Origin of the sequence: Chryseobacterium lacus, assembly GCF_003336205.1 — a bacterium.
In the GTDB taxonomy this organism is placed as follows: Bacteria; Bacteroidota; Bacteroidia; order Flavobacteriales; family Weeksellaceae; genus Chryseobacterium_A; species Chryseobacterium_A lacus.
This window is the reverse complement of record NZ_QPIE01000002.1, coordinates 252,001-275,203: the sequence shown is the minus strand read 5'-3', so window position 1 is coordinate 275,203 and position 23,203 is coordinate 252,001. Positions and strand designations below refer to the sequence as shown.

The window sequence follows — 23,203 nt, the reverse complement described above, 5'->3', positions numbered from 1 at the left end:
AAATGCAATTTTAAAGAAATGAAAATTAAAGTTTTACCACTTTTGCTGTTACTCCCTTTCTTCGCATTTTCTCAGACTGCTGAGGAAAAACGAAAATTGGCTTCTTTTTCCAACAAAGAAGCGAATGCAGTCTTAGCAAAAGAATTACAAAAAGAAGAACAGCAAAGAAAGTTAAGATTAGACGCCTATCTGAAAAGCAATCCTCAAATTTCAAAAGTCGAAACTACCGATGACGGTTTCGGAAAAAAAGAACTGATGGACGTGCTCCCTAATGGCGAGAAAATATATGCTAAAACCCATAATTTTGGTGCAGCGATAACGGCACGAGCTAACACTTTATATAGTGGCGGAAGTTTAGGACTTAATATTCAAGGGCAAGGTATGATTGGCGGAGTGTGGGACGGAGGTACTGTGCGTGCAACACATCAGGAATTTATGGTTGGAGGTTTTAGTAAAATTCTTAATATGGATTTGACTGGAGTTTCCAGTCATGCAACCCATGTTGCAGGAACCGTTGCGGCACAAGGAATCGATGCGACGGCTCGGGGAATTGCTTTTAACTCAAATGTCGTAGCATACGATTGGGCGGATGATTTAAACGAAATGTTAGATGAAGCTACAAGTATGCTAGCCTCTAATCATTCCTATGGAATGGGAGCTCTTGGCTCACTTTGGTTTTATGGGGCTTATGACAGTAGAGCAAGACAAGTTGATCAGATTACTTTTAATAATCCTTACTATTTACCGGTTTTTTCTGCCGGCAATGACAGAAATGAAAACACAGCACCAGGGTCCACTCAGATTGCAAATAAAGGGGGCTATGATATGATCTTTGGCCATGGAAATGCAAAGAACATTTTGACGGTGGCCGCAGTAAATGAAGTGTTAAATTATAATGGTCCCGGTAGCGTGGTAATGTCTAATTTCAGCAGTTGGGGGCCTTCAGATGACGGAAGAATAAAGCCTGATATTGCAACGAAAGGTGTAGGGGTCAGATCAACTTATAGTAATAGTGATACATGGTATGCAACCCTACAAGGGACATCAATGGCTTCTCCTGGTATAACAGGAGTTGTTTTGTTGCTTCAGCAATATTATAATCAGCTTTATTCGTCTTTTATGAAATCTTCCACAGCGAAAGGTTTGATTTTGCATACCGCAGACGAATATGGTTTTGCAGATGGACCAGATTATGAGGCTGGTTGGGGATTAGTCAACGCACAACGTGCTGCCATGGCAATTGCTAATAAAAACATGAGCGCTAATAGAAGTATAATAGAAGAGAACACTCTCAATAATGGAGCAGTATTCACCAAAGTTATCACTTCTAATGGTACTCAGCCATTGAAAGTTTCTATTTCATGGACAGATCCAGCCTTCTTAGGTCAAAATAATGGTGTTGTCGATCCAACTACAAAATATCTGGTAAACGATTTAGATGTGAAAGTAACTTCAAGCACAGGTACTGTTTTTTATCCTTGGAAACTACAAGGAATGACGAATCCTTCCGGTTTGGCCACCAATAATTCAACCAACGATGTAGATAATTTTGAACGAGTGGACATTCCAAACCCTGTAGGACAATATACCATTACTGTTACACATAAAGGAACTTTGTTTAATGGAAATCAGAATTATAGTTTAATTGTTACAGGCGATAATGTAGCATCTTTATCTGTGCAGGATACTGATAAAAGTGAGGAGATAAAGCTGTATCCCAATCCAGCTAAGAACGTATTATATATAAATAAAAATAGTGGAGCGAAAATTTCTATTTTAGATCTTACAGGAAGAATAATTCATCAGGAAACGCTTAAAGATAATAAAATATTCATTGGCCAACTCTCTAAAGGCACTTATATGTTAATCTACAAAGATAATAAGGGCACAGAATTCACTTCTAAGTTTATAAAAGAATAATTTATTTTATTTTTGATCACTATAAAAAATAAGTTGTATATGTTAATTTTAATTAACATATTTGTAAAAAATTAATATTAAAATTTGTTAATATGAATGTTAAATTACGAGTACTAAGTACGGGTGTCCTTTTTTTCTTAGGACAAGCTGTAACAGCCCAGCAAACAGCGTCTGATACAACTGCCACTGAAATTAAGGAGGTGGTAGTTTTGGGTTATAACAGAACTGCTACTAAACCAAAAGACGTGACAGCTTCTACGACGATCTCTGCGGAGAAGTTTGAAAATCGTCCTACGACGTCATTTCTGAATTCCTTACAAGGGGAAGCTCCGGGGCTTACTGTTAATGCTTCATCTGGTCAGCCAGGGTCTGGAAAAATTGACATGATCATTAGAGGGGTAGGGTCATTATCTGCCGGTACAGAGCCGTTGTACGTTATTGATGGTATTATTTCTAATGCTACTCAGTTCCGAAATCTAAATGATAGTGATATTGAATCCGCTTCTATTCTTCGGGATGCAGCGGCAACCTCTATTTATGGTAATAGAGCTGCAAATGGTGTAGTTGTTATTAGAACAAAGACCGGGAGATATAATTCTCCTATGAAGTTCTCTTATAACATGTCTACAGGTATTAATCTATTGCCGGAAAATGATTACAGATTGAATGATGCGAGACAAGCATTACGTCTAGAGCAAATGGCAGGGAAAGGTATAGGAGCGGGAATGAGTGATGCTGATATTGCTAACTATGCAGGTCCGGACACGAATTGGAGAAAAGTTTTCTATAATCCTGGATTTACACAAAGACATGATTTGTCTTTATCCGTTGGGGGAGAAAAAGTTAACTTATACTCTTCCTTGGGTTACTTAGACGTTACGGGTAATGTACCTGCAACTTCTGATTTCAAAAGATTTACGTTCAGAAATAACTTGAACGGTAAAAGTGATAACGACCGCTTCACTTATGGAGCACAAGTTGCACTTTCTTATTCAAGAAGACATCAGCTTGATGAAGAAACCAATACGGCTATTAGAAACAACTCTATTCAAAACCCGTTACATGGTGCTAACGCTGGTTTACCTTATATCGAACCTGGACGGTATAATAGTGGATGGGATCTCTTCAATGCTATAGGAACTAATTTTGATGGCGGAAATAACATTTTCGTGTTAGAGGATATTCTTAAGAATACAATTCCAAACAGAAGAAACGAGACTGGTATTTTAACAAATATAAATCTAAGTTATAAATTAACAGATGATTTAGTGTTAACCAATAAATCGGGTATTGATTACAAATACTCTGAAACTAACTTCGCCCGTGCTCCATGGAATTATCTAGCGATTGCCACGGCATCAGGTCAAACTGCAACCATATGGCAAAATGACCAGGCAGTATCATTTACACCAAAACCGGGTATTGAGGACATGGCAAAAAATAATGAGTTCAACTTTAACTCTATTACCAGCTTGCAGTACAGTAAATTATTCGGAGAAAAACATACTGTAAGTGCGGGGTTATATATGGACTACTTAAAAGTGCATTACAGCTCAACTTCTCAAAGACGAACTGGTTTAGATGACAGAACTTGGGTGTTTGGAGCAGGAACAGGATACTTAGCTCCTTTGTATTCTCCTCATCCAACTGTGGCTCAGGGTGCTCCAATTACTTACTACATTCCATCTGCAGGTGCCAACAAAGTTACTGCTGGAGCATTAGCGTACTTTGCAACTCTAGATTATGACTTCGATGATAAGTATGGTTTGAACGGCTTGATTAGAAGAGACGGCTCTTATAGATTCTTAGATGACAATAAGTGGGCGACATTCTGGTCTATTGCAGGACGTTGGAATATTGATAAAGAAGATTTCATGAGTGAATCTGGATTTGATATGTTGAAACTACGTGCTTCTTACGGAAGCATGGGTAACCAGAATATCATTGCAGTTACCGCTGGGAATAACCCGATGCTTGCTGGGACAAATTTAGTAAGAGAGGTTTATTTAACAGGTAATGGCTATGATAATCTTCCTGGATCTATAGGTTTTGGTGGTCTTACCAATCCTTATGTGCAATGGGAAGTAATTAATCAGGCAAATATTGGATTAGATTTTTCGCTCCTTAACAGAAGATTAGAAGGTAATATTGATGTCTACGATAAAACGACCGATAAACTATATAATGATATTAATCTCTCTGCAGTTACAGGAAGTTATATCATTAAGGGGAATAACGGTGAGTTGCAAAACAGAGGTATTGAAGGGTTGTTGAAATATACTGCAGTGAGAACTCAGGATGCCAGGGTGTCAGTGTATGCAAATGCATCTTATAACAAGAATAAAATCCTTAGTCTTGAAGTGGAAGATCGTAACGGAACTGTAAGAAATGTTGTAGGCGGGCCTGCTTTCCAGTGGTTCTTAGCACCCTATATTGGTGTAAACCCAGATAATGGTAACGCATTATTTTTAGATGCAAACGGTAATCCAACTGAAATATTGAATCCAGACACTGATCAGATTGCTACCGGTAAAAATATGTATCCTGTATGGAGTGGAGGTTTTGGTTTTAATAGTGAGTATAAAGGGTTTTTCTTGGATGCGCACTTTTCTTTCCAACAGGGAGCATGGAAATATGATAATGCTATGGCGTGGTTGTATGATCCCACGAGTATTGGTGAATGGAACCAGTCTTCTGATATGTTAGATGCATGGTCGCCATCCAATCTAGGGGGAACACAGCCGTCCCTTTCTGCTACGAACCTTACTTATGATGGATATTCCGACAGATTCCTGAAAGATGCTTCTTTTATCAGACTAAAAAACGTATCTATAGGATATAATATTCCAAAATCTGCCTTATCCGGTACTTTTGTTAAGAGTATGAAAGTTTTTGTGCAAGCAGAAAATTTATATACATGGACCAAATGGAGAGGATATGACCCAGAGCCGAATTTCTCTTATTCTCTCTCCGTTTATCCTAATATGAAAACGGTTAGTTTTGGAATGAACGTTGAATTTTAAAATTTTTATACAATGAAAAAAATAAAGTTATTTGCATATGTTATTATGGCCTCACTTACAGTTTTGTCCTGTAGGGATGCTGTAGACATCATTCAAGAGGGTGAACTTACTGAAGAAGTTGCTCTCCAGAACGTGTCAGATTTAAGAGGTTTCCTCAACGGAAATGTGTATGGAGCTCTTGATACTACTAATGAAATTTCTCTCACTTCTGTCTTCACAGATGAAACAGGGATAGCTCCAAGTAATTCTGGATGGTATTTTTCTGAATTCAGATATATCCTTACAAGTGATAATGGATACGTAGCTGGAACTTGGGGAAGTCATTATAGAGCTATTAATAGAGTAAACAGATTGCTTAAAGCAGCAGAGAGAATCACTCCTGAGGCTGGAGTAGAAACCCAAAGATATAATTCGATTCTTGCAGAAGCAAGGGCAGCACGAGCGTTTGCGTATTTGCAACTCCAGTCTTATTTTACCAAAGATATGACTGATGATAGCGCACTAGGTGTGATTTTATTAGAGGGTGTACCAGATTTATATGCACAGATTCCTCGGGCAACTAATGCCGAAATCTACGCTCAGATTGAGTCTGATCTGAATTTTGCAGAGGCTAATCTTTGGGATACAGATACTGCTAATCCCCTTACTTATAAGAAAGTAACGAAGACTTTAATTAATGCGCTAAGAGCCCGGATGTATACTTACAGAGAAAACTACACTCTTGCGGATCAATATGCTCAAGCAGCTTTGGCTACCGCTCCTGCTATGTTAGGCGCAGCAAGTAATACGGCCTCTAATCCTTACAGAGCTATGTGGGCTGATACAAGTCAGGGAGAAATTATTTTTGCTCTTAGTAGACCTTCTGCGGGTACATGGGGTGAAATAGCGAGATTCTGGACTACAAACACGACAAGTATTACTGGATCGCCATTGCTGAAAATAGGAATGAATCTCTATGCATTATGGAATCCTGATTACGATATTAGACACGCTGCGTTTGTAGATGAAACTTCATCAGCAACAGTAAAGATCTTAAATAAGTATCCAGGTAAAGGGAATACTCCACTTAGGAATGATATAAAAGTTTTCAGAACGACTGAATTACATTTTATTCGTGCGGAAGCGGCAGCATATAATAACGATTTTACCACCGCTGCAACAATTATCCATAATGTGAGAATGGCCAGAAGATTTATGAATGTTACTATTCCAGTGCCCGTATACACAAGCCAAGCGCAGGCATATGCGGATATATTGAAGGAACGGAGAGCTGAATTAGCATTTGAAGGTCATAGATATGTTGACTTACGTCGTCTTGGTGCAAAGGCTGGAGTAAGTATAGACAGAAGCCCATTGGATGATGGTGGTGCTGGTTTAAATGCTCCATTGACTTTGCCTATTGGTGACTACAGATGGACTTTCCCAATTCCTGCAGCAGAAATAGCAGGGAACGCAACTATCGTTCAAAATCCTAATTATTAATTTTATATTCTTTTAACAATATGAAAAGTATCAAATATTTATTAGCGATTTTCTCGCTATTGTTCTTGGTCACAGCTTGTCGCGAAGACCATACAGAGCCAGGATATACTGGATCTCCTTACCTGCATTTCAATTTTGGAATTGCAACAAACGAAGTAGTTACAATTGGAAGTGCAAGTAAAGACATTCAAGTAAAGTACGGTGTAATCCAGCCAGTAACAGGATCTCATCAAGTAAAATTAGTAGTGGATCCTTCATCTACTGCTGTTGAAGGTGTAGATTTCGTGATATTAAATCCAACAGATGAATTAGCAAATGGGGAAACGGGTGGTGCTTTCTCAATAAGACTTTTGGAACCGGCTAGCCCGAGTGATTTGAAGAAAGCGGTATTTAAACTGGAATCTTCTACGATTGCTAATGCTGTTTTTGATAATGAGTTCATCCTGAACTGGAAGCTTCAGTGCTTAGTTAGTGATTTCTTAAGCGGAGGAACTTCTGCGCCGTTCACTTATGCTGGAACATGGAATGGTACTGGTGTTTACACCATTGAAGAAGTTCCTGGATCAACTAACACGTTAAGGATTTTGGATTATCCAGAGCCTGGTACAAATTTTATATTCAGATATAATGACGAAGGCGTGGTAACATATGAGCCACAGAAGTCAGGTTATGTTTATCAGAGTGCTCCTTATGCAGGGCTGGAGGCAATCGTGACCCCAATCCCTGGTAAAGCATCATCTATAGATATGTGTAGTAAAAAGTTAGTGATACAAGCTAATTTTATGTTAGAGGGGACAAACGCAGGGTTCTTGAATCAAGTTGAGAACTTCACTGGATTCTAATCAACGTAAAATAATACATTTGAATGCCCCTCAATTGAGGGGCATTTTTATGATTGATAATTTGATTTAGAAAATGTAAAACATACAATATGTGTTAAGAGTGATTCTTAGAGTTGTAAGAGATTGCTGATGCTCAATCATTTTGACTATAAATGTCAATTAATCGGTTAAAAATCATCACGCTATTTTTTAATTAGTCTATAAAAAAAGCTGTCCCACAACTTATGTAGACAGCTTTTTTTTTTATTTTATCGCGAACTTTCGCGTATAGACGATGCTCAGCGCATCGCTATAAATTTTATATGTTTATGAACTGTAAAATTTTTTTTAGATCGTTTTTGTCAGTCAACTTTGGCCGGTGAGCTTTTAAATATTTCTGAAGTTCATCCTTTCGGTCAGGAAACAACTGTATAAAGTCTTTATGTTTTTTTGGTACGGGAGTTAGGGAACCATTAATCTGAAGAAAGTAATCTGTAGGTTGATTAATAAATTTCGCTGGTTTGTCATCTTGGTAGCCGGAAGCAGCCTTTTCTGATTTTTGAAATCTCACCTTTGGTTTACTGTAAGCACTTACATTTTTGCCTTGATAGAATTTAATATAATAAGTGTTATCAATTAAATCTATCTGTTCACTATTATGGGTAAATTTAAAACTTTTATAAATTTCTTCTCGAGGTACTACCATTATTTTTTCGTCCCTGATGAATTCTAGATTGTCATGCAATACATTATAACGTATAGGCAAATATTCTTCTGTACCTACTAATTTAGCAGCCTGAAAATTTGAATCATAATATGGTGAGCCAGCAATGTCGGTCATACTTTCTTGGAAAACCCCTTTAAACCATATGTCTTCGACAAGTCTGAAACCGTTGAAATTAAGGTCAGTTTGAGCATGTATTTGCGATAAAGAAAGTAGCAAAAAAATTGAGGTAATTGTTTTTTTCATGATTTTTCACTTATGCTGCTAATTTAATGATTTTTTTTCGATTTAAGTACCCAAAATCATTGGTTTTATTCGTCTTATTTTTAACTGTGTCTTGTTGCTCTGTAGGTCTTGTTTGTCTTTCTTTTTTCCTATTTTTGTGGCCACACACCTGTCCATGAAATATCTACTTTTAGTATTTTTTTTTACCGGTCTTATTGTTAACGCTCAGATTGTTAACAAAACGGATTCTAACCGGATCCAGACTCAGGATTCTGTCATAGTGGATTCCGGTACGAAGGATTCCCTTATTATTTTTAAACCAACTATTCAGGATTATAAGTTTTACACTCAGTTTTCAGAGAAGAGAATTTTGGACACTGTGCTTTCTTATGATAAAACTTATATTTTCACGCAATATAATAACCGAGATAATTTCGGAAAAATTCAGTTTGCCAATATCGGAACAGGGTTTAATCCGCTGGTTTATGAGTATGATCCTGAGCAGAACCTCACATTGCTTCCTTCCAATAAAGCACACAATATTTTAGGAATTAGAGATATCAGGTATTATGACGTTAAAACTCCCACTGCGATTTTTGTTTATCATAATGCCATGCGAAATGGTGTAGCACTGAACAGTACTTATACCCAAAACATTGGTAAAACTTTCAATTTCGCAATAGAATATATGGGACTGCGATCACTGGGAAATTACAGCAACAACCTTGCAGTGAATAATAACACTGTTTTTTCAGGGCATTTTAAATCCAGAAACAATAAATATGAAGCTTTTGCGCATTTTATTCACCAAAATGTAAATAGTGAGGAAAATGGAGGTATCGTGAATGACAGTCTTTTTCTCAGCGGGGCAGAAGCGTATAGCAACCGGGCCAATGTTGAAGTCAATTTACAGGGCGTCGACTCTCGGTTTTCTTACCGTCGATATTATCTTGGCCATCAGTTTTCTCCCTTTAATCCGGAACGTTTTCCCTTCAAACTTCAACATACCATTTCTCATCAGGGAAATAAATATTTTTTCAGTCAGACAGGACTTCAGCCTTTTTTCTATGATCAACCAACGCAAATTATTAGCGGTTTCCCATTGTCCACCGGTAAATATTCTAATAATTTGAGCAATACAGTCGCTTTGATTTTTCATTATGAAAAATTTCAGTTGAATGCAGGAATTCGTCATCAGAATATTGCTTTTGGCGTGTATGAACCCTTGGAAATAGGACAATTGAATGTCCCACAGGAAATCCGTGAAGACAGAATTGGAGCAGTAGGAAATTTAAAAATAAATCTCTGGAACAAAATAGCTCTGAATGCAGATCTTGAAATCTCCCGAGGCGAACATTTCGGTAATTTTATCCGGACCGCCAACACTCTTCATTTTGAACCCTTTACTGGATATTTTATCGATGCAAAAGTGAATTTTCAGTCTTCTGCGCCTTCATTTAATTATCTTCTGAATACTTCTCCTTATAGAAAAATGAATTACAATTTCATGGATTTTAAGAATCAGAATATTCTCGAAATTGGAGGAAATATGAATTTGAAATGGTTTAACTCTCAGTTGTTCGCGCAATATTTCAGGATTGATAATTTTACTTATTTCAATGCAGAAGGCCAGCCTGCGCAAAGCAACACCTCGGTCAATATTTCACAAATCGGAGGTGAAGCTACATTTCATTATAACAAATTCAGGCTTAATACCAGACTTCTGTTCCAGAATACACTCACCAATAAAGAGCTTTTTCCAGCTCCGAATGTCATAGGAAGGGCAAATCTTTTTTATCAAACGAAAGCCTTTAAAAATGCCGCGGAATTACAAGGTGGAATCAAAGTTCATTATTTCACGAAATTTGAATCAAGAGACTATTTTCCGGTGTTGAATGAATTCACACTTCAGAACGCGAATCCTTTTTCTATTGGTGGAAAACCCATTGTGGATGCCTATATCAACATGAAAGTGAAGCGAATGTTTTTCTTTGTCGAAGGTCAGCATTTGAATACTATTCTTGCCAATAATACTACCTACACCGCTCCTCATTATCCGTTTTATGATTTCCGCATCAATATCGGAATCGTTTGGTATATGATTAATTAAACTGAGAGTTTTGAAATTACTTGAGAAAATACAATTCGCAGATCTTGACAATATTCCCCAACTTATCAAAGATTTTTTGGCAGGAAGTATAGAGGATTTCCGAAGCGAAAATTTTAGTCTACAGAATATTGAGCAAAAAATTCAGGCCAGAAAAGAATATTTTTCTTCCGAAAAACGCAGCGTACTTTCTCAGATTTTCGAGAAACAAATGAGAACGGTGGTTCTTTCCGAAAAGCAGGAAAATCACCTGAACATAATTCGTGATGAAAATACATTTACTGTCACTACAGGACATCAGCTGAACCTCTTCACAGGGCCGGTTTTCTTTATTTATAAAATCCTGCAAACCATAAAAACCAGTCAGTTTTTGAAGAAAAAATTTCCGAAGTATCAGTTCGTACCTGTATTTTGGATGGCAACAGAAGATCATGATTTTGAAGAAATCAATCATTTTAAAACCTTCGGCAGGCAATATGAAATTAATGAAAAGAATGGAGGCGCTGTCGGTGAAATTTCCATCAGCGATACGGATTTCATAAAGAATTTTGAAAGCGAATTTGAAAATTCTGTTTTTGGCACCGAGTTGATTTTGATGATGAAGGAAGCTTACAGAACGGGAAATAAATTGGCGGAAGCGACCCGAATTTTGGTGAACCGGCTTTTTTCAGAATTTGGTCTTTTGATTCTCGACGGAAATGAAATGGATTTGAAACGACTGATGATTCCTGTTTTTAAAGAGGAACTCAATAATAATTCTTTGCTGAAGGAATCCAAAAAAAATGTAGATTTTCTGATTGAAAATTACGGAAAAGCTCAGGTAAACCCGAGGGAAATCAACCTTTTTTATCTTTCTAAAACGCGAAACCGAATTGAATTTGACGGAGAAAAATTTAATATTGTAGATACTGATATCACTTTCACAAAAAATGAAATAGAGCAGGAGCTGCATTCCAATCCTGAAAAATTCAGCCCCAATGCCCTCATGCGGCCGGTATATCAGGAAACAGTGTTGCCGAACATTATGTATATTGGGGGAAATGCGGAAATCATGTACTGGCTGCAGCTGAAAGATTATTTTAAATCCATACAATTGCCATTTCCCGTGCTGGTTCCCAGAAATTCAATGCTGTGGATTACTGAAAAAACTTTAAATAAAATAAAAAAACTGGAACTTTCGCCTCGCGATTTTTTGAATAATTTTCAAAAGATTACAGATCAGAAAGTTTTAGAAAATCAAAAGATATTGGATAATATTCAACGCCTTGAGAGCCTTTTGGTTTCCAGTTTTTCAGAGCTAAAAAACGTGTCCGAACTGACTGAGAAATCTTTCGGAAATCTCGTGAAAGCAGAAGAAATCAGGCAGCTGAAATCTTTCCAAAGAATGAAAAAAAGATTGCTGCGGGCCGAAAAAAGAAAACAGCACGAGTTGGTTTCCCGTCTTCAGCAACTTTATCTCACCGTAAATCCTTCCGGAATCTGGCAGGAAAGAGTACTCAACTTTAGTGTCTTTTATGCAGACGAAGGCCGGGCTTGGCTTGAAACTTGTTTAGAAGAGATGGACGTTTTGCAACCCAATTTGCTTGTTCTTGTGAATTGAGTTGAAAAAGGTAATTTTGCAAATATTCTATACTGTACATGATAAAGAAATTATTCATATTTTCAGGATTGCTTTTTTTTGTAAGCCTGTTTGCCCAAAAAACTCACACCGTAGAAAAAGGGGATACTTTGTTTGGTATTTCCAGAAAATACAATATTTCTGTGGACGATCTCTTGCGTCTGAACCCCGAATCCAAAGATGGAAATATTAAAATTGGAGAGGTGCTTCGCCTTGACGGAAAGGGCAGTTCAAAACAGCTGGGTTATATTATCCTGAAACCAAAGGAAACCATTTATGGTATTTCAAAACAATATCGTATTTCAGAAACTGATCTTAAAGCACTGAATCCTGATCTTAACAACCAGATGAAAGCAGGTTCGCGGATTATTCTTCCTCTGGAAAATATTAAAAAATACGGAAACGGCGAACTTTTGGAAGAAGTTACTTCACCCAAATCACAAGCTAATATTCCTGTTTCATCCAATACTTACACTACAACCGGTGTTTCCTCAGATGATTTCGTGACTTATACTGTTCAGAGTGGCGATACCACTTTTGGAATTGTCAATAAATTTGGAATTGCGCTGGATGAACTGATCCAACTGAATCCTGCCTTATCCTCCGGACTGAAACCAGGTATTACACTTAAAATCCGAAAAGCAGATCCTGCGTATGTTAAAAAATCCGGAGACGAACTGAATGTTGCCATCATGTTGCCATTCGGTTATGATTCCAATGATAGCAAATACCGTAACGTTTCTCTTGATTTCCTTTCTGGAGCCAAGCTTGCCATAGAACGAAATGCAAAAAAAGGACAAAAACTGAATGTGAAAATCATTGATGCCGGAAATGAAGCCACCTTCAAAAACTCACTTACCCAAATCAATAAGGACAATACCGATCTTATCATCGGTCCGTTTTTTAAATCCAGCGTTCTGGAAGTTTTGGATTACGTGAAAACATCTAAAATTCCCATTGTTGCGCCGTTTGCCAATTCAGAAGATTTGTATGGATTCAGCAATCTGATCATCATGGAAACCAATGATCAGGTGTATGCAGACCGCATTATGGACGAAGTAAAAGCGGTATACTCGGATCAAAGAATTTATATTGTAGCTGATTCTGATAAGTCCAAAGCTAATTATATCAGATCAGGTTTGATGAAAACTCTTAAAACGCCTCAAATCATCATCGTAAATTCAGCCAACGAAATTCAGGCGGATACCAACATGATGACAGGGCAGAAAGCACCAGTAATCGCAGTTTTGGCCAATAATAATGACAGTGTTGGCGAAGTATTTGCGAATAAAATGATCACCTTGTCTCAGGAAGTTCAGGGAATCAAAGCATTCAGCATGTATTATGTGCCGGCTTTCGAAAAAAATATAGATGAACTCAGTGCAACCAGTTTGGTGTATTTGATGGACAGAAAAATAAACACTGAGGGCCGTTTTGAGAATGAAATTTTAGCTGAATACAAAGACAAATATTGTAAAACACCTTCTAAATACGCAGTTATCGGGTTTGATGTGGTGAATGATATGCTGATGCGCGAAAATACAAAGGGAGAAATCTTCAAACAGATTAGCAAACCACAGACTCAGTTGGCCACAAAATTTGAATTTTCCAGAATTCAAAGAAACGGAGCATACGTCAATACCGGGTACCGAATAGTCCGTCTCCTTCGTTAGTCTTATTTCTGTTGATGACCGCCGTCATGTTTCAGGAAATATTTTTTGCTTAAATTTGCTGTCAATTTAAATAAAACTAATGAAAGCACTTGTATTTCCTGGGCAGGGATCTCAGTTTGTCGGGATGGGAAAAGAACTCTATGATTCCCGGAAAGACATTAAAGATCTCATGGAATCTGCCAATGATATCCTTGGTTTCGATATTTTGTCCGTTATGTTTAGCGGAACAGAAGAAGATCTGAAGAAAACTGAAATTACTCAACCTTCTATATTCATACATTCTTTAGCTGAACTGAAAGCAACCAATACTATTGGCGCAGAAATGGTAGCGGGACATTCCTTAGGTGAATTCTCTGCTCTGGTAGCCAACGGAGTTCTTTCATTTGAAGATGGCCTGAAATTGGTCTCCGAAAGAGCGAAGGCAATGCAAGAAGCGTGCAATTCCAATCCAAGTTCAATGGCCGCTATTTTGGGGCTGGAAGATCATAAAGTAGAGGAAATTTGCGAATCTGTAGAAGGGATTGTAGTTCCTGCGAATTATAATTGTCCCGGACAACTGGTAATTTCCGGAGAAACTTCAGCAGTAGAAAAAGCCTGTCAATTGTTGAAAGAAGCAGGAGCTAAAAGAGCGTTAATATTACCCGTTAACGGCGCATTCCATTCACCTTTAATGCAGCCGGCTCAGGATCGTTTATCCAACGCTATCGAAGAAACGAAATTCCGGAAAGCAATGATTCCGGTGTACCAAAACATTACTACAACTGCGGTTACTGATCCTGAAGAGATTAAACAAAATCTGATGGCACAACTCACCGGCCCTGTGAAATGGACACAAAGTGTACAAAATATGATTAAAAACGGAGCGACACAATTCGTAGAAGTTGGACCAGGAAAAACGCTTCAGGGCCTGATCAGAAAAATTAATGCCGAAGTAGCGGTATCGTAAAAACAGAGAAAGTGGGCCGCATTTTTTCACCCGGAAAATTATTACTAACTTCAGAATATTTCGTTTTAGACGGAGCTCTTGCCTTGGCTATACCTACAAAGCCAGGACAAGAGTTTTTTTTTGAAGAAATTCACGATCGCAATTCTGAGATCATTTGGCAAGCCTACCATCAGGAAAAATTGTGGCTCAGCATCAAAATAAATTACAGAAACTGGACGATTCTGGATACCAATATGGAAACTCCTGCCAAATTTGTGGTAAGTGTCCTTCAACATGTTCAGGATCTTTCTAATATAAGATTTCATAAAGAAAATTCTTATTTTTTGAAAACCAATCTTCAGTTTCCTCCCGATTTTGGCTTGGGAAGCAGTTCTACATTAATGAATAATCTTGCAGAATGGGCAGAAATTGATCCATTTCTACTTAATGGATTGGCTTTGGGAGGCAGCGGATACGATATCGCAGTAGCACAAGAAAAATCCCCGATTTTGTATCAGACTTTGCCGGAAAATAAAATTATGAGGATTGAATTTGATCCCGGTTTTAAGAATGAACTTATTTTTATTCATCTTAACCAAAAACAGGACAGCAGGGACGGGATTGCGTTGTACCGTTCCAAACCGAGGAATAACGAACTTATTCATGAACTTTCTGAAATTACCAAAGCTGTTTTCTTGGCAAAAACCATAGATGAACTTACACTCTACATGAATCGTCACGAATTGTTGATTTCTTCTTTTTTAGGAATAGAAACAGCCAAAGAAAAATATTTCCCACAATACGGAGGATTCATAAAAAGTCTGGGAGCTTGGGGCGGAGATTTTGTATTGGCTTCCAAATTCGGGGATTACAAAAAATATTTTTCAGATAGAAATTTTACCCGCATTTTCGAATGGCGGGATTTAGTACTCTGACAATCAGTTCATTCAGTTGGGTTTTTATCCTGATTTAAATCAGTATGCTTTTCTCAGTAAAATGCCATTTTTTTATTTAAATTTGGAAATCTTCAAACTAAAAAATAAACCCTTTCAAATATGAGAAATTTCAAGATTATCCAGGATCTGAAAAACATGGGAATTAATGGTGACCATGAAGTGGTGTACAACCCAAGTTTTGAGCAATTATACCAGGATGAAGTAGCAGAAACTAATGAAGGTTTTGAAAAAGGTATTCTTACAGATTCTGGTGCTATCGCAGTGGAAACAGGCATCTTTACAGGACGTTCGCCTAAGGATAGATATATCGTTTTAGATGATGTTACCAAAGAAACCATCAATTGGGATGGAAAAGTGAATTTGCCGACAACGCCTGAAATTTTTACAGATTGTAAACAGCAGGTTCTCGATCAGCTTTCTAAAGCAGAGAAACTTTATGTAGTAGATGCTTTTTGCGGTACCAATCCGGATACGAGACTTAAAGTCCGTTTCATTATGGAAGTTGCGTGGCAGGCTCATTTTGTGACCAATATGTTTATTCGTCCATCTCATTATGAACTGGAAAATTTCGGAACTCCGGATTTTACAGTAATCAATGGTTCCAAAACAACCAACAAAAACTGGGAAGAACAAGGATTGAATTCTGAAAACTTCATCATGTTTGATCTTACTGAAAAAATGCAGATTATCGGCGGAACTTGGTATGGCGGAGAAATGAAGAAAGGAATGTTCGCCATCATGAATTATTACCTTCCGCTGAAAGGAATGGCTTCTATGCATTGTTCTGCCAACGTTGGCGAGGACGGCGATGTTGCACTGTTCTTCGGACTTTCCGGAACCGGGAAAACTACACTTTCTGCAGACCCGAAACGTTATTTAATCGGAGATGATGAGCATGGATGGGATGATAATGGTGTGTTCAACTATGAAGGTGGTTGTTACGCAAAAGTTATTGACTTATCAGAGGAAAAAGAACCGGATATTTTTAGAGCCATTAAAAGAGATGCACTTCTCGAAAATGTGGTGGTAAAAGAAAATGGAGAAATAGATTATACGGACAATTCCATCACCGAAAACACTAGGGTTTCTTATCCTATTTATCACATTAATAAAATTGTACTTCCATCAAAAGCGGGTCACGCCAAAAAGATCGTTTATCTTTCAGCTGATGCTTTCGGAGTTTTGCCTCCGGTTTCTGTTTTGAATGAAGATCAGGCACAGTACCATTTCCTTTGCGGCTATACCTCCAAACTGGCGGGAACTGAAAGAGGAATTACGGAACCACAACCTTCATTTTCACCTGCATTCGGTGAGGCGTTTCTTACATTGCATCCCACGATGTATTCGAAAACACTGATCGGGAAAATGAAAGAACATGGAGCCAAAGCTTATCTGGTAAACACCGGTTGGAATGGAACTGGCAAAAGAATTTCATTGAAAGATACCCGTGCCATTATTGATGCCATCATCGACGGATCTATTGAAAATGCACCTAAAACGGTAATTCCTATCATGAATCTTGAAATTCCTACTTCACTTCCAAAAGTATCTGAAGGAATTCTGGATCCGAGAGAAACTTATTCGGATGTTGCTGAATGGGAGACCAAAGCAAAAGATTTGGCCGGAAGGTATATCAAGAATTTTGAGCAATATTGCGATAACGAAGAAGCCAAAAAACTGATCGCAGCAGGGCCTCAGTTATAATAGCCTATTTTAAACTTAAATAAAATCCTCAAGCATTGAAGTTTGAGGATTTTTTGATTCTAAAAATGAATTATTGTTGATTCAGTAAACTTAGTATTGCGAGCCGGTATCCATTCAAACCAAAGCCCGAAAGCACAGCATCGGTGTACCTGGCTGTGACAGATTTCTGGCGAAATTCTTCCCGTTGGTAAATGTTAGAAATATGAACTTCAATTTTGGGTTTTTGAATGTTTTTCAAACAGTCGGCAATCGCATAAGAATAATGCGAAAAAGCTCCGGGATTGATAATTAAAGCATCAAAACTACTGTCCTGCAAATGATCTATAATTTCACCTTCATGGTTAGACTGGAAAAAAGCAATATCATTTTCAGGAAAATTATCTCTTAGCCGATCCAGAAATTCCTGCATGCTCACTGTTCCGTAAATTTCCGGTTCGCGAGTTCCCAGCAGGTTCAGATTAGGGCCGTTTACTATTAATATTCTCATGTATTTTTTTGAAATTTAATCAAAGATAAGGAAACAAGGACAATAGATTGAGAAATATACTGAGATTAAAATAGGACAAAATCATTTAAAACTAATCCAATTCCGGAAAAGGAATTTTCAGTTGTACCGAAACCTGTTTTTTTTCCTGTGTATTGAGATTGGAAAGCGACAATCCAAGCAAGCGTACAGGTTTATCAAAAGGCCGCAGTTCCCAGAGTTTTTTAGCAGTTTTGTAAAAATCTTCCAAGTTTTCATAGTACATTTCCTGAGTTTTACTTCGGGTATAAACAGAAAAATCCCGGTATTTTATTTTCAGGGTAAGCGATTTGCCGCGGATTTCTTTTCGGCGCAGCCTTTCTTCTAAATCTTCACTGATAAGTTTTAACTGTTTGAAAACCGATTCTTCGTCCAGAAGATTTTCCCAATAGGTTTCTTCTACACCTACACTTTTCTGAATGCGGTGTGGTTTCACTTCGCTCCGGTGAATTCCGCGAACCACGTGATAATAATAATTTCCTGACTTTCCAAAAATTCGGACCAGTTCTTCCAGAGATTTTTTCTTCAGGTCTGACCCTTTGAAGATGTGCATTTGATGCATTTTGTTGGCTGTAACTTTCCCGATTCCATAGAACTTTTCGATGGGAAGTTCTTCCATAAATTCCAATATTTGGATGGGATGAATGGTTTTCTGGCCGTTCGGCTTGTTATAATCCGAGGCGACTTTAGCCAAAAATTTATTAACGGAAATTCCTGCGGAAGCCGTAAGCCCGGTTTCCTCGAAAATCGTTTCTCTGATTTCCCTTGCAATTTGATTTGCCGATTCGATTCCCTTTTTATTTTCGGTAACGTCCAGATAAGCTTCGTCCAAAGAGAGCGGTTCCACCAGATCAGTATATTCATGGAAAATCTGGCGAATTTGTTGCGAAATTTCTTTATACCGTTGAAAGCGCGGTTTTATCACAATCAATTCCGGACATTTTTCCAAAGCCAGTTTTCCCGGCATTGCAGAACGAATCCCGAATTTTCTGGCTTCATAGCTGGCTGCAGCTACCACGCCGTATTTTCCGCCGCCTACACAAACGGGCTTTCCGCGAAGTTCGGGATGGTCGTGCTGTTCTACTGACGCATAAAATGCATCCATATCAACATGTATAATTTTGCGCTGCGGAAAATCCATCATGCAAATTTATGGCTTATTTTGGAACCAAAGATTCAGAAAATAACAATAAAAAATCCGCTCGTTGGAGCGGATTTATATAGTATAAAAGATCAGAATTATTTCAATTCTACCTCAGCACCAGCTTCTTCAAGTTGCTTCTTGAGAGCTTCTGCTTCATCTTTGGAAATTCCTTGCTTGATTGGAGCAGGAGCGCTGTCTACCATATCTTTAGCTTCTTTAAGTCCTGCGCCAGTTAAATCTTTTACCAATTTAACTACAGCAAGTTTAGAAGCACCGGCAGCTTTCAGGATTACGTCGAATTCTGTTTTTTCTTCAACAGCTTCTCCGGCACCTCCGCCAGATACTACTACTGCAGCAGCAGCAGGTTCGATTCCGTACTCATCCTTAAGGATAGCAGCTAATTCATTTACGTCTTTTACTGTAAGGTTTACAAGCGTTTCCGCTAAGTTTTTTAAATCTGACATTGTGATAATGTTTTAAATGTTGAACGATTATGATTTTTTGAGTGTGTATTATTCAGCAGCTGGGGTTTCGCCTTCTGCAGCAGCTTCAGGAGCTTCTGCGGCTGGAGTTTCCTCAGCTTTTGTTTCTTCAGCCGGAGCCGTTTCTTCTGTAGTTGCTTCTTCGCTTTCAGATCTGTTCTGAAGAGCAGAAACAAGTCTTTGAATTGGAGACTGAAGTAATCCGATGATTTCTCCAAGCATTTCATCTTTCGATTTGATGTTGGCCAAAGTTTCCAGATTTTCGTCACCTACATAGATGGTTTCCTGAAGATAGGCAGATTTTAGGGCTGGCTTTTCTTCTTTTTTTCTGAAATCTTTTATCAGTTTTGCCGGAGCATTAGCTGTTTCGGAGATCATCAGGGCAGAGTTTCCTTTGAAAGAGACGAACATTTCAGAGAAATCTACGTCCATCTGTTCCATTGCTTTCTGTAAAAGTGTGTTTTTTACTACTTTTACCTTGATATTGTTTTTAAATGCCTGTCTTCTGAAATCTGATGACTTCGCAGCATTCAAGCCTTCAAGATCTGCCACATATACCACTTTCGCGTCTTGTAACAGGTCTCTTATTTCTTGTATTACCAGTACTTTATCTTCTTTAGTCATTGTATTCAGATTTTAGTTTACAGATTTGGTATCAATTGCAATTCCAGGACTCATGGTAGAAGAAAGATAAATAGATCTCACATAAACTCCTTTCGCAGCAGTAGGCTTCAGCTTAACCAATGTTTGAATTAATTCTGCAGCGTTTTCTTTGATTTTATCAGCATCAAAGGAAACTTTTCCTACAGCAGCGTGAACGATACCGTATTTATCTACTTTGAAATCAATTTTACCGGCTTTCACTTCAGAAACGGCTTTCCCGATTTCCATAGTTACTGTCCCCGATTTTGGATTCGGCATCAGTCCTCTTGGACCTAATATTCTACCTAACGGGCCTAATTTACCCATAACGGCAGGCATGGTAACGATTACGTCAACATCTGTCCATCCGCTTTTGATTTTATCCAGATATTCGTCTAATCCTACATAATCTGCACCTGCAGCTTTGGCTTCGGCTTCTTTATCCGGAGTTACCAGTGCGAGAACTTTTACGTCCTTACCAGTACCATGCGGAAGAGAAACTACACCTCTCACCATTTGATTCGCTTTTCTGGGATCTACACCCAGTCTTACTGCGATATCTACGGAAGCGTCGAATTTTGCTGTATTTACTTCTTTTACAAGGGCAGAGCCTTCTTGCAGATTATAAATTCTCCCCTTTTCTAATTTGCTTAAAGCTTCTTTTTGTTTCTTCGTCAGTTTTGCCATTTCAATACGTTTTAAGCGTTAGCGGGTTTAGTTCCTGTCACTCTGATTCCCATTGATCTTGCAGTACCTGCTACCATAGTCAATGCAGAGTCTAGGGTGAAGCAATTTAGATCGCTCATTTTATCCTCAGCAATTTTTTTAACCTGATCCCATGATACAGACCCTACCTTGTTTCTGTTGGGTTCTCCGGAGCCACTTTTCAACTTCGCTGCATCCATCAGTTGGACGGCAGCAGGAGGAGTTTTGATTATGAATTCAAAAGATTTGTCTTCGTACACTGTAATTACTACAGGCAAAACTTGTCCGGGTTTGTCTTGGGTTCTTCCGTTAAATTGTTTACAAAACTCCATGATGTTCACCCCTGCAGATCCTAATGCCGGACCTACTGGAGGAGACGGGTTGGCAGCGCCACCCTTCACCTGAAGTTTTACCATTTTAAAGACTTTTTTAGCCATTTTTTGTTTTTTAATTATGAATAATTAATGAATTTGGAAGCATTATTATTCTACCGATTGCTTATCTCACCTCACAAAGCGGTATTTGAGTTTGCAAAAGTATGGATATTTTTTGAAACGACAAACAAGTAAATGATTAAAAATCAAAAGAGATGTACTTTTTTCAATGAAACCTGAAACTGGCTTCCGGAAGGGTATTGCTTTTTAAGAATTCTTCATATTCCGGCGGCAGGTTTCTCCTTTCGTAGGTGGGTTTTCCGCTTTGGGAAGCCAGACGGATTTTGTCTTTCCCATATTTCCTATTGAGAAAATCCATTACTTTCATTACGGGAATATGTTTTTGTTCTATATCTTTTTCAAAAAGATTGATAAGTCTTTCGTTATCCGGAATCAGATCTGTAACGATTACGCCGGCTTTCTTGTAGCGGAATCCTTCTTTATACAGTGCTTCAAACAAAATGTCGGCAGCTTTAGAAATCGTAACGGATGAACTGCTGGGATTGGGAAAGGTATAGGAAAGTACGCCGTTATACACGCCTGAAGTTTTATGAAATCGGTTGGTCTGGATGAAAACAGTGATCCTTTTGCAGCAGGAATTCTGCTTCCTTAATTTTTCGGCACAAACGAATGAAAATGTTTTGATGCGCTCCCGGAGTTGCTCTTTCTCAGCAATCATCTCGATAAAACTTCGGGTGGTAGCGATGGACTGTTTTGCAATGGAAGGCTCTTCCAAAGGGAGCTGAGGAATGCCCTGAAGTTCTCTCATCATCCGCACGCCGTGAATTCCCATCACTTTACGAAGCCACATTTCAGGTTTTTGAGTCAAATCATGGGCTTTATAAACGCCTGCATCATGCATTTTAGCAGCCAGTTTTCTGCCGATTCCCCAAAGGTCTTCCACAGGCAACCACTTCAAGGCTTTTTCGATTTTCTCTTGGGTATCCATCAGATAGACACCATTGAACGTATCGGGAAATTTCTTTGCGATTTTATTGGCTAATTTGGCGAGAGTTTTCGTAGGTGCAATGCCGATACATGTGGGAATGCCCGTTTCGGAAGCTACTGTACGACGAATTATCTGACAATAATTTTTGATATCGAAAAACCGTTCAAAACCTTTTAAACTGAAAAATATTTCATCTATACTGTACACTTCATATTCCGGAATGAGGCTGGAAACAGTACGGATTACTTGTTGGCTTTTATAATTGTACAGCTCGAATTTGGGGGAAAGACACTGGATGTTATGAGTTTCAATTATCTTTTTATATTTAAAAAGCGGGGCACCCATCGCAATACCAAGATCTTTGGCTTCCTGACTTCGGGATATAAAACAGCCGTCGTTATTGGAAAGTACAGTTACAGGTTTGCCAATGAGACTTTTATCTAAAGTTCTCTCGCAGCTTACAAAGAAATTATTGCAGTCGATAAGGGCAAACATTGCTGAAAATTTTCAACAAAGTTATAGGGATAAAATGGAAATAGGAGAATATTGTGGATAAAAAAATCGTCTCTGAAAAGAGACGATTCTATTTTGATCGTTATACTTTTTCCACTTGCATGAAGCTGAGTTCCATAGGTGTTTTTCGTCCGAAGATGAGTACCGAAACTTCCAGTTTCTTTTTGTCTTCCAGAATTTTTTCTACTGTACCCGTGAAACCATTGAAAGGACCATCGGTCACCTTCACGCTTTCTCCTATTACAAAAGGAATCTCCAGTTCGGTAGCAAACTCCGAGAGTTCATCCATTTTGCCTAACATCCTGTTGACTTCAGCTTTTCGCATAGGGACAGGATCGCCGCCTTTGGTAAGGCTTAGAAACGAGATTACTCCCGGAATATTTTTTATAATGTGTGGTATTTCTCCCATCAGGTTAGCCTCAACCATTAGGTAGCCGGGATAATAAGGTCTTTCTTTTGGAACTTTTTTACCGTTTCTCATCACGATAACTTTTTCCATAGGAATAACTACTTGAGTGACGTAAGACTCGAAGTTCAAGCGCTTCATCTCATTCTCGATGTAAGTTTTCACCTTATTTTCCTGTCCGCTGATGGCTTTCAGCACATACCATTTCAATTCACTCATTTTCAGGA

At 38.3% G+C, this 23,203-nt stretch carries 19 protein-coding genes; 10 read left to right on the top strand and 9 right to left on the bottom strand.

The window, feature by feature from the left end:
- The first annotated feature begins 18 nt into the window (after nt 1-18).
- The 4 genes from DQ356_RS03290 (at nt 19) to DQ356_RS03275 (ending at nt 7,267) form a co-directional block, all read left to right on the top strand.
- Complete coding sequence (locus DQ356_RS03290) at nt 19-1,920, top strand: S8 family serine peptidase (protein WP_126723229.1); 1,902 nt, start codon at nt 19-21, stop codon at nt 1,918-1,920.
- Between the two features lie 92 nt (nt 1,921-2,012).
- Nucleotides 2,013-4,943 (top strand): SusC/RagA family TonB-linked outer membrane protein, encoded by a 2,931-nt coding sequence (locus tag DQ356_RS03285; RefSeq protein ID WP_114303031.1) that lies wholly within the window; start codon nt 2,013-2,015, stop codon nt 4,941-4,943.
- A 12-nt stretch (nt 4,944-4,955) separates the two neighbouring features.
- Nucleotides 4,956-6,425 (top strand): RagB/SusD family nutrient uptake outer membrane protein, encoded by a 1,470-nt coding sequence (locus DQ356_RS03280; RefSeq protein ID WP_114303030.1) that lies wholly within the window; start codon nt 4,956-4,958, stop codon nt 6,423-6,425.
- A gap of 20 nt (nt 6,426-6,445) precedes the next feature.
- The gene (locus DQ356_RS03275; RefSeq protein ID WP_114303029.1) at nt 6,446-7,267 is read left to right on the top strand and encodes a hypothetical protein; all 822 of its coding nucleotides are present in this window, start codon (nt 6,446-6,448) and stop codon (nt 7,265-7,267) included.
- A 298-nt stretch (nt 7,268-7,565) separates the two neighbouring features.
- Here the strand turns inward: DQ356_RS03275 and DQ356_RS03270 are convergent, their stop codons facing one another.
- The gene (locus DQ356_RS03270) at nt 7,566-8,216 is read right to left on the bottom strand and encodes a hypothetical protein (protein WP_114303028.1); all 651 of its coding nucleotides are present in this window, start codon (nt 8,214-8,216) and stop codon (nt 7,566-7,568) included.
- A 154-nt stretch (nt 8,217-8,370) separates the two neighbouring features.
- Here DQ356_RS03270 and DQ356_RS03265 point away from each other — a divergent pair, with 154 nt between their 5' ends.
- The 6 genes from DQ356_RS03265 to pckA all read left to right on the top strand — a co-directional run bounded on the left by DQ356_RS03265 (nt 8,371) and on the right by pckA (nt 17,178).
- Entirely contained in the window at nt 8,371-10,305 is a 1,935-nt protein-coding gene (locus DQ356_RS03265) for a putative porin (RefSeq protein WP_114303027.1), read from the top strand.
- A 10-nt stretch (nt 10,306-10,315) separates the two neighbouring features.
- Nucleotides 10,316-11,902, top strand: coding sequence for a bacillithiol biosynthesis cysteine-adding enzyme BshC (gene bshC / locus DQ356_RS03260; RefSeq protein ID WP_114303026.1), 1,587 nt, complete (start codon nt 10,316-10,318; stop codon nt 11,900-11,902).
- Nucleotides 11,903-11,940: 38 nt separating this feature from the next.
- The gene (locus DQ356_RS03255) at nt 11,941-13,593 is read left to right on the top strand and encodes a LysM peptidoglycan-binding domain-containing protein (protein ID WP_228420618.1); all 1,653 of its coding nucleotides are present in this window, start codon (nt 11,941-11,943) and stop codon (nt 13,591-13,593) included.
- 79 nt (nt 13,594-13,672) lie between these two features.
- A complete protein-coding gene (gene fabD, locus DQ356_RS03250; RefSeq protein ID WP_114303025.1) occupies nt 13,673-14,539 on the top strand; it encodes an ACP S-malonyltransferase in 867 nt (288 codons plus the stop codon).
- An 11-nt stretch (nt 14,540-14,550) separates the two neighbouring features.
- Complete coding sequence (locus DQ356_RS03245) at nt 14,551-15,453, top strand: GYDIA family GHMP kinase (RefSeq protein ID WP_114303024.1); 903 nt, start codon at nt 14,551-14,553, stop codon at nt 15,451-15,453.
- Nucleotides 15,454-15,573: 120 nt separating this feature from the next.
- Nucleotides 15,574-17,178, top strand: a complete 1,605-nt coding sequence (gene pckA / locus DQ356_RS03240; protein WP_114303023.1) for a phosphoenolpyruvate carboxykinase (ATP) — start codon at nt 15,574-15,576, stop codon at nt 17,176-17,178.
- 70 nt (nt 17,179-17,248) lie between these two features.
- Here pckA and DQ356_RS03235 read toward each other — a convergent pair whose 3' ends face one another.
- The 8 genes from DQ356_RS03235 to nusG all read right to left on the bottom strand — a co-directional run bounded on the left by DQ356_RS03235 (nt 17,249) and on the right by nusG (nt 23,195).
- Nucleotides 17,249-17,665 carry a type II 3-dehydroquinate dehydratase gene (locus DQ356_RS03235; RefSeq protein WP_114303022.1) on the bottom strand — a complete coding sequence of 139 codons (417 nt, stop codon included), beginning with the start codon at nt 17,663-17,665 and terminating at the stop codon, nt 17,249-17,251.
- A gap of 91 nt (nt 17,666-17,756) precedes the next feature.
- Nucleotides 17,757-18,842 carry a DNA polymerase IV gene (gene dinB, locus DQ356_RS03230; RefSeq protein ID WP_114303021.1) on the bottom strand — a complete coding sequence of 362 codons (1,086 nt, stop codon included), beginning with the start codon at nt 18,840-18,842 and terminating at the stop codon, nt 17,757-17,759.
- Nucleotides 18,843-18,940: 98 nt separating this feature from the next.
- Nucleotides 18,941-19,309, bottom strand: a complete 369-nt coding sequence (gene rplL / locus DQ356_RS03225; protein WP_114303020.1) for a 50S ribosomal protein L7/L12 — start codon at nt 19,307-19,309, stop codon at nt 18,941-18,943.
- Between the two features lie 48 nt (nt 19,310-19,357).
- On the bottom strand, nt 19,358-19,951 hold the full coding sequence (gene rplJ / locus DQ356_RS03220) for a 50S ribosomal protein L10 (RefSeq protein ID WP_114303019.1): 594 nt from the start codon (nt 19,949-19,951) through the stop codon (nt 19,358-19,360).
- A 12-nt stretch (nt 19,952-19,963) separates the two neighbouring features.
- On the bottom strand, nt 19,964-20,656 hold the full coding sequence (gene rplA / locus DQ356_RS03215; RefSeq protein ID WP_114303018.1) for a 50S ribosomal protein L1: 693 nt from the start codon (nt 20,654-20,656) through the stop codon (nt 19,964-19,966).
- Between the two features lie 11 nt (nt 20,657-20,667).
- Entirely contained in the window at nt 20,668-21,111 is a 444-nt protein-coding gene (gene rplK / locus DQ356_RS03210) for a 50S ribosomal protein L11 (protein WP_114303017.1), read from the bottom strand.
- A gap of 163 nt (nt 21,112-21,274) precedes the next feature.
- Nucleotides 21,275-22,552 (bottom strand): Y-family DNA polymerase, encoded by a 1,278-nt coding sequence (locus tag DQ356_RS03205; RefSeq protein ID WP_114303016.1) that lies wholly within the window; start codon nt 22,550-22,552, stop codon nt 21,275-21,277.
- 100 nt (nt 22,553-22,652) lie between these two features.
- A complete protein-coding gene (gene nusG / locus DQ356_RS03200) occupies nt 22,653-23,195 on the bottom strand; it encodes a transcription termination/antitermination protein NusG (RefSeq protein WP_114303015.1) in 543 nt (180 codons plus the stop codon).
- Nucleotides 23,196-23,203: the final 8 nt, after the last annotated feature.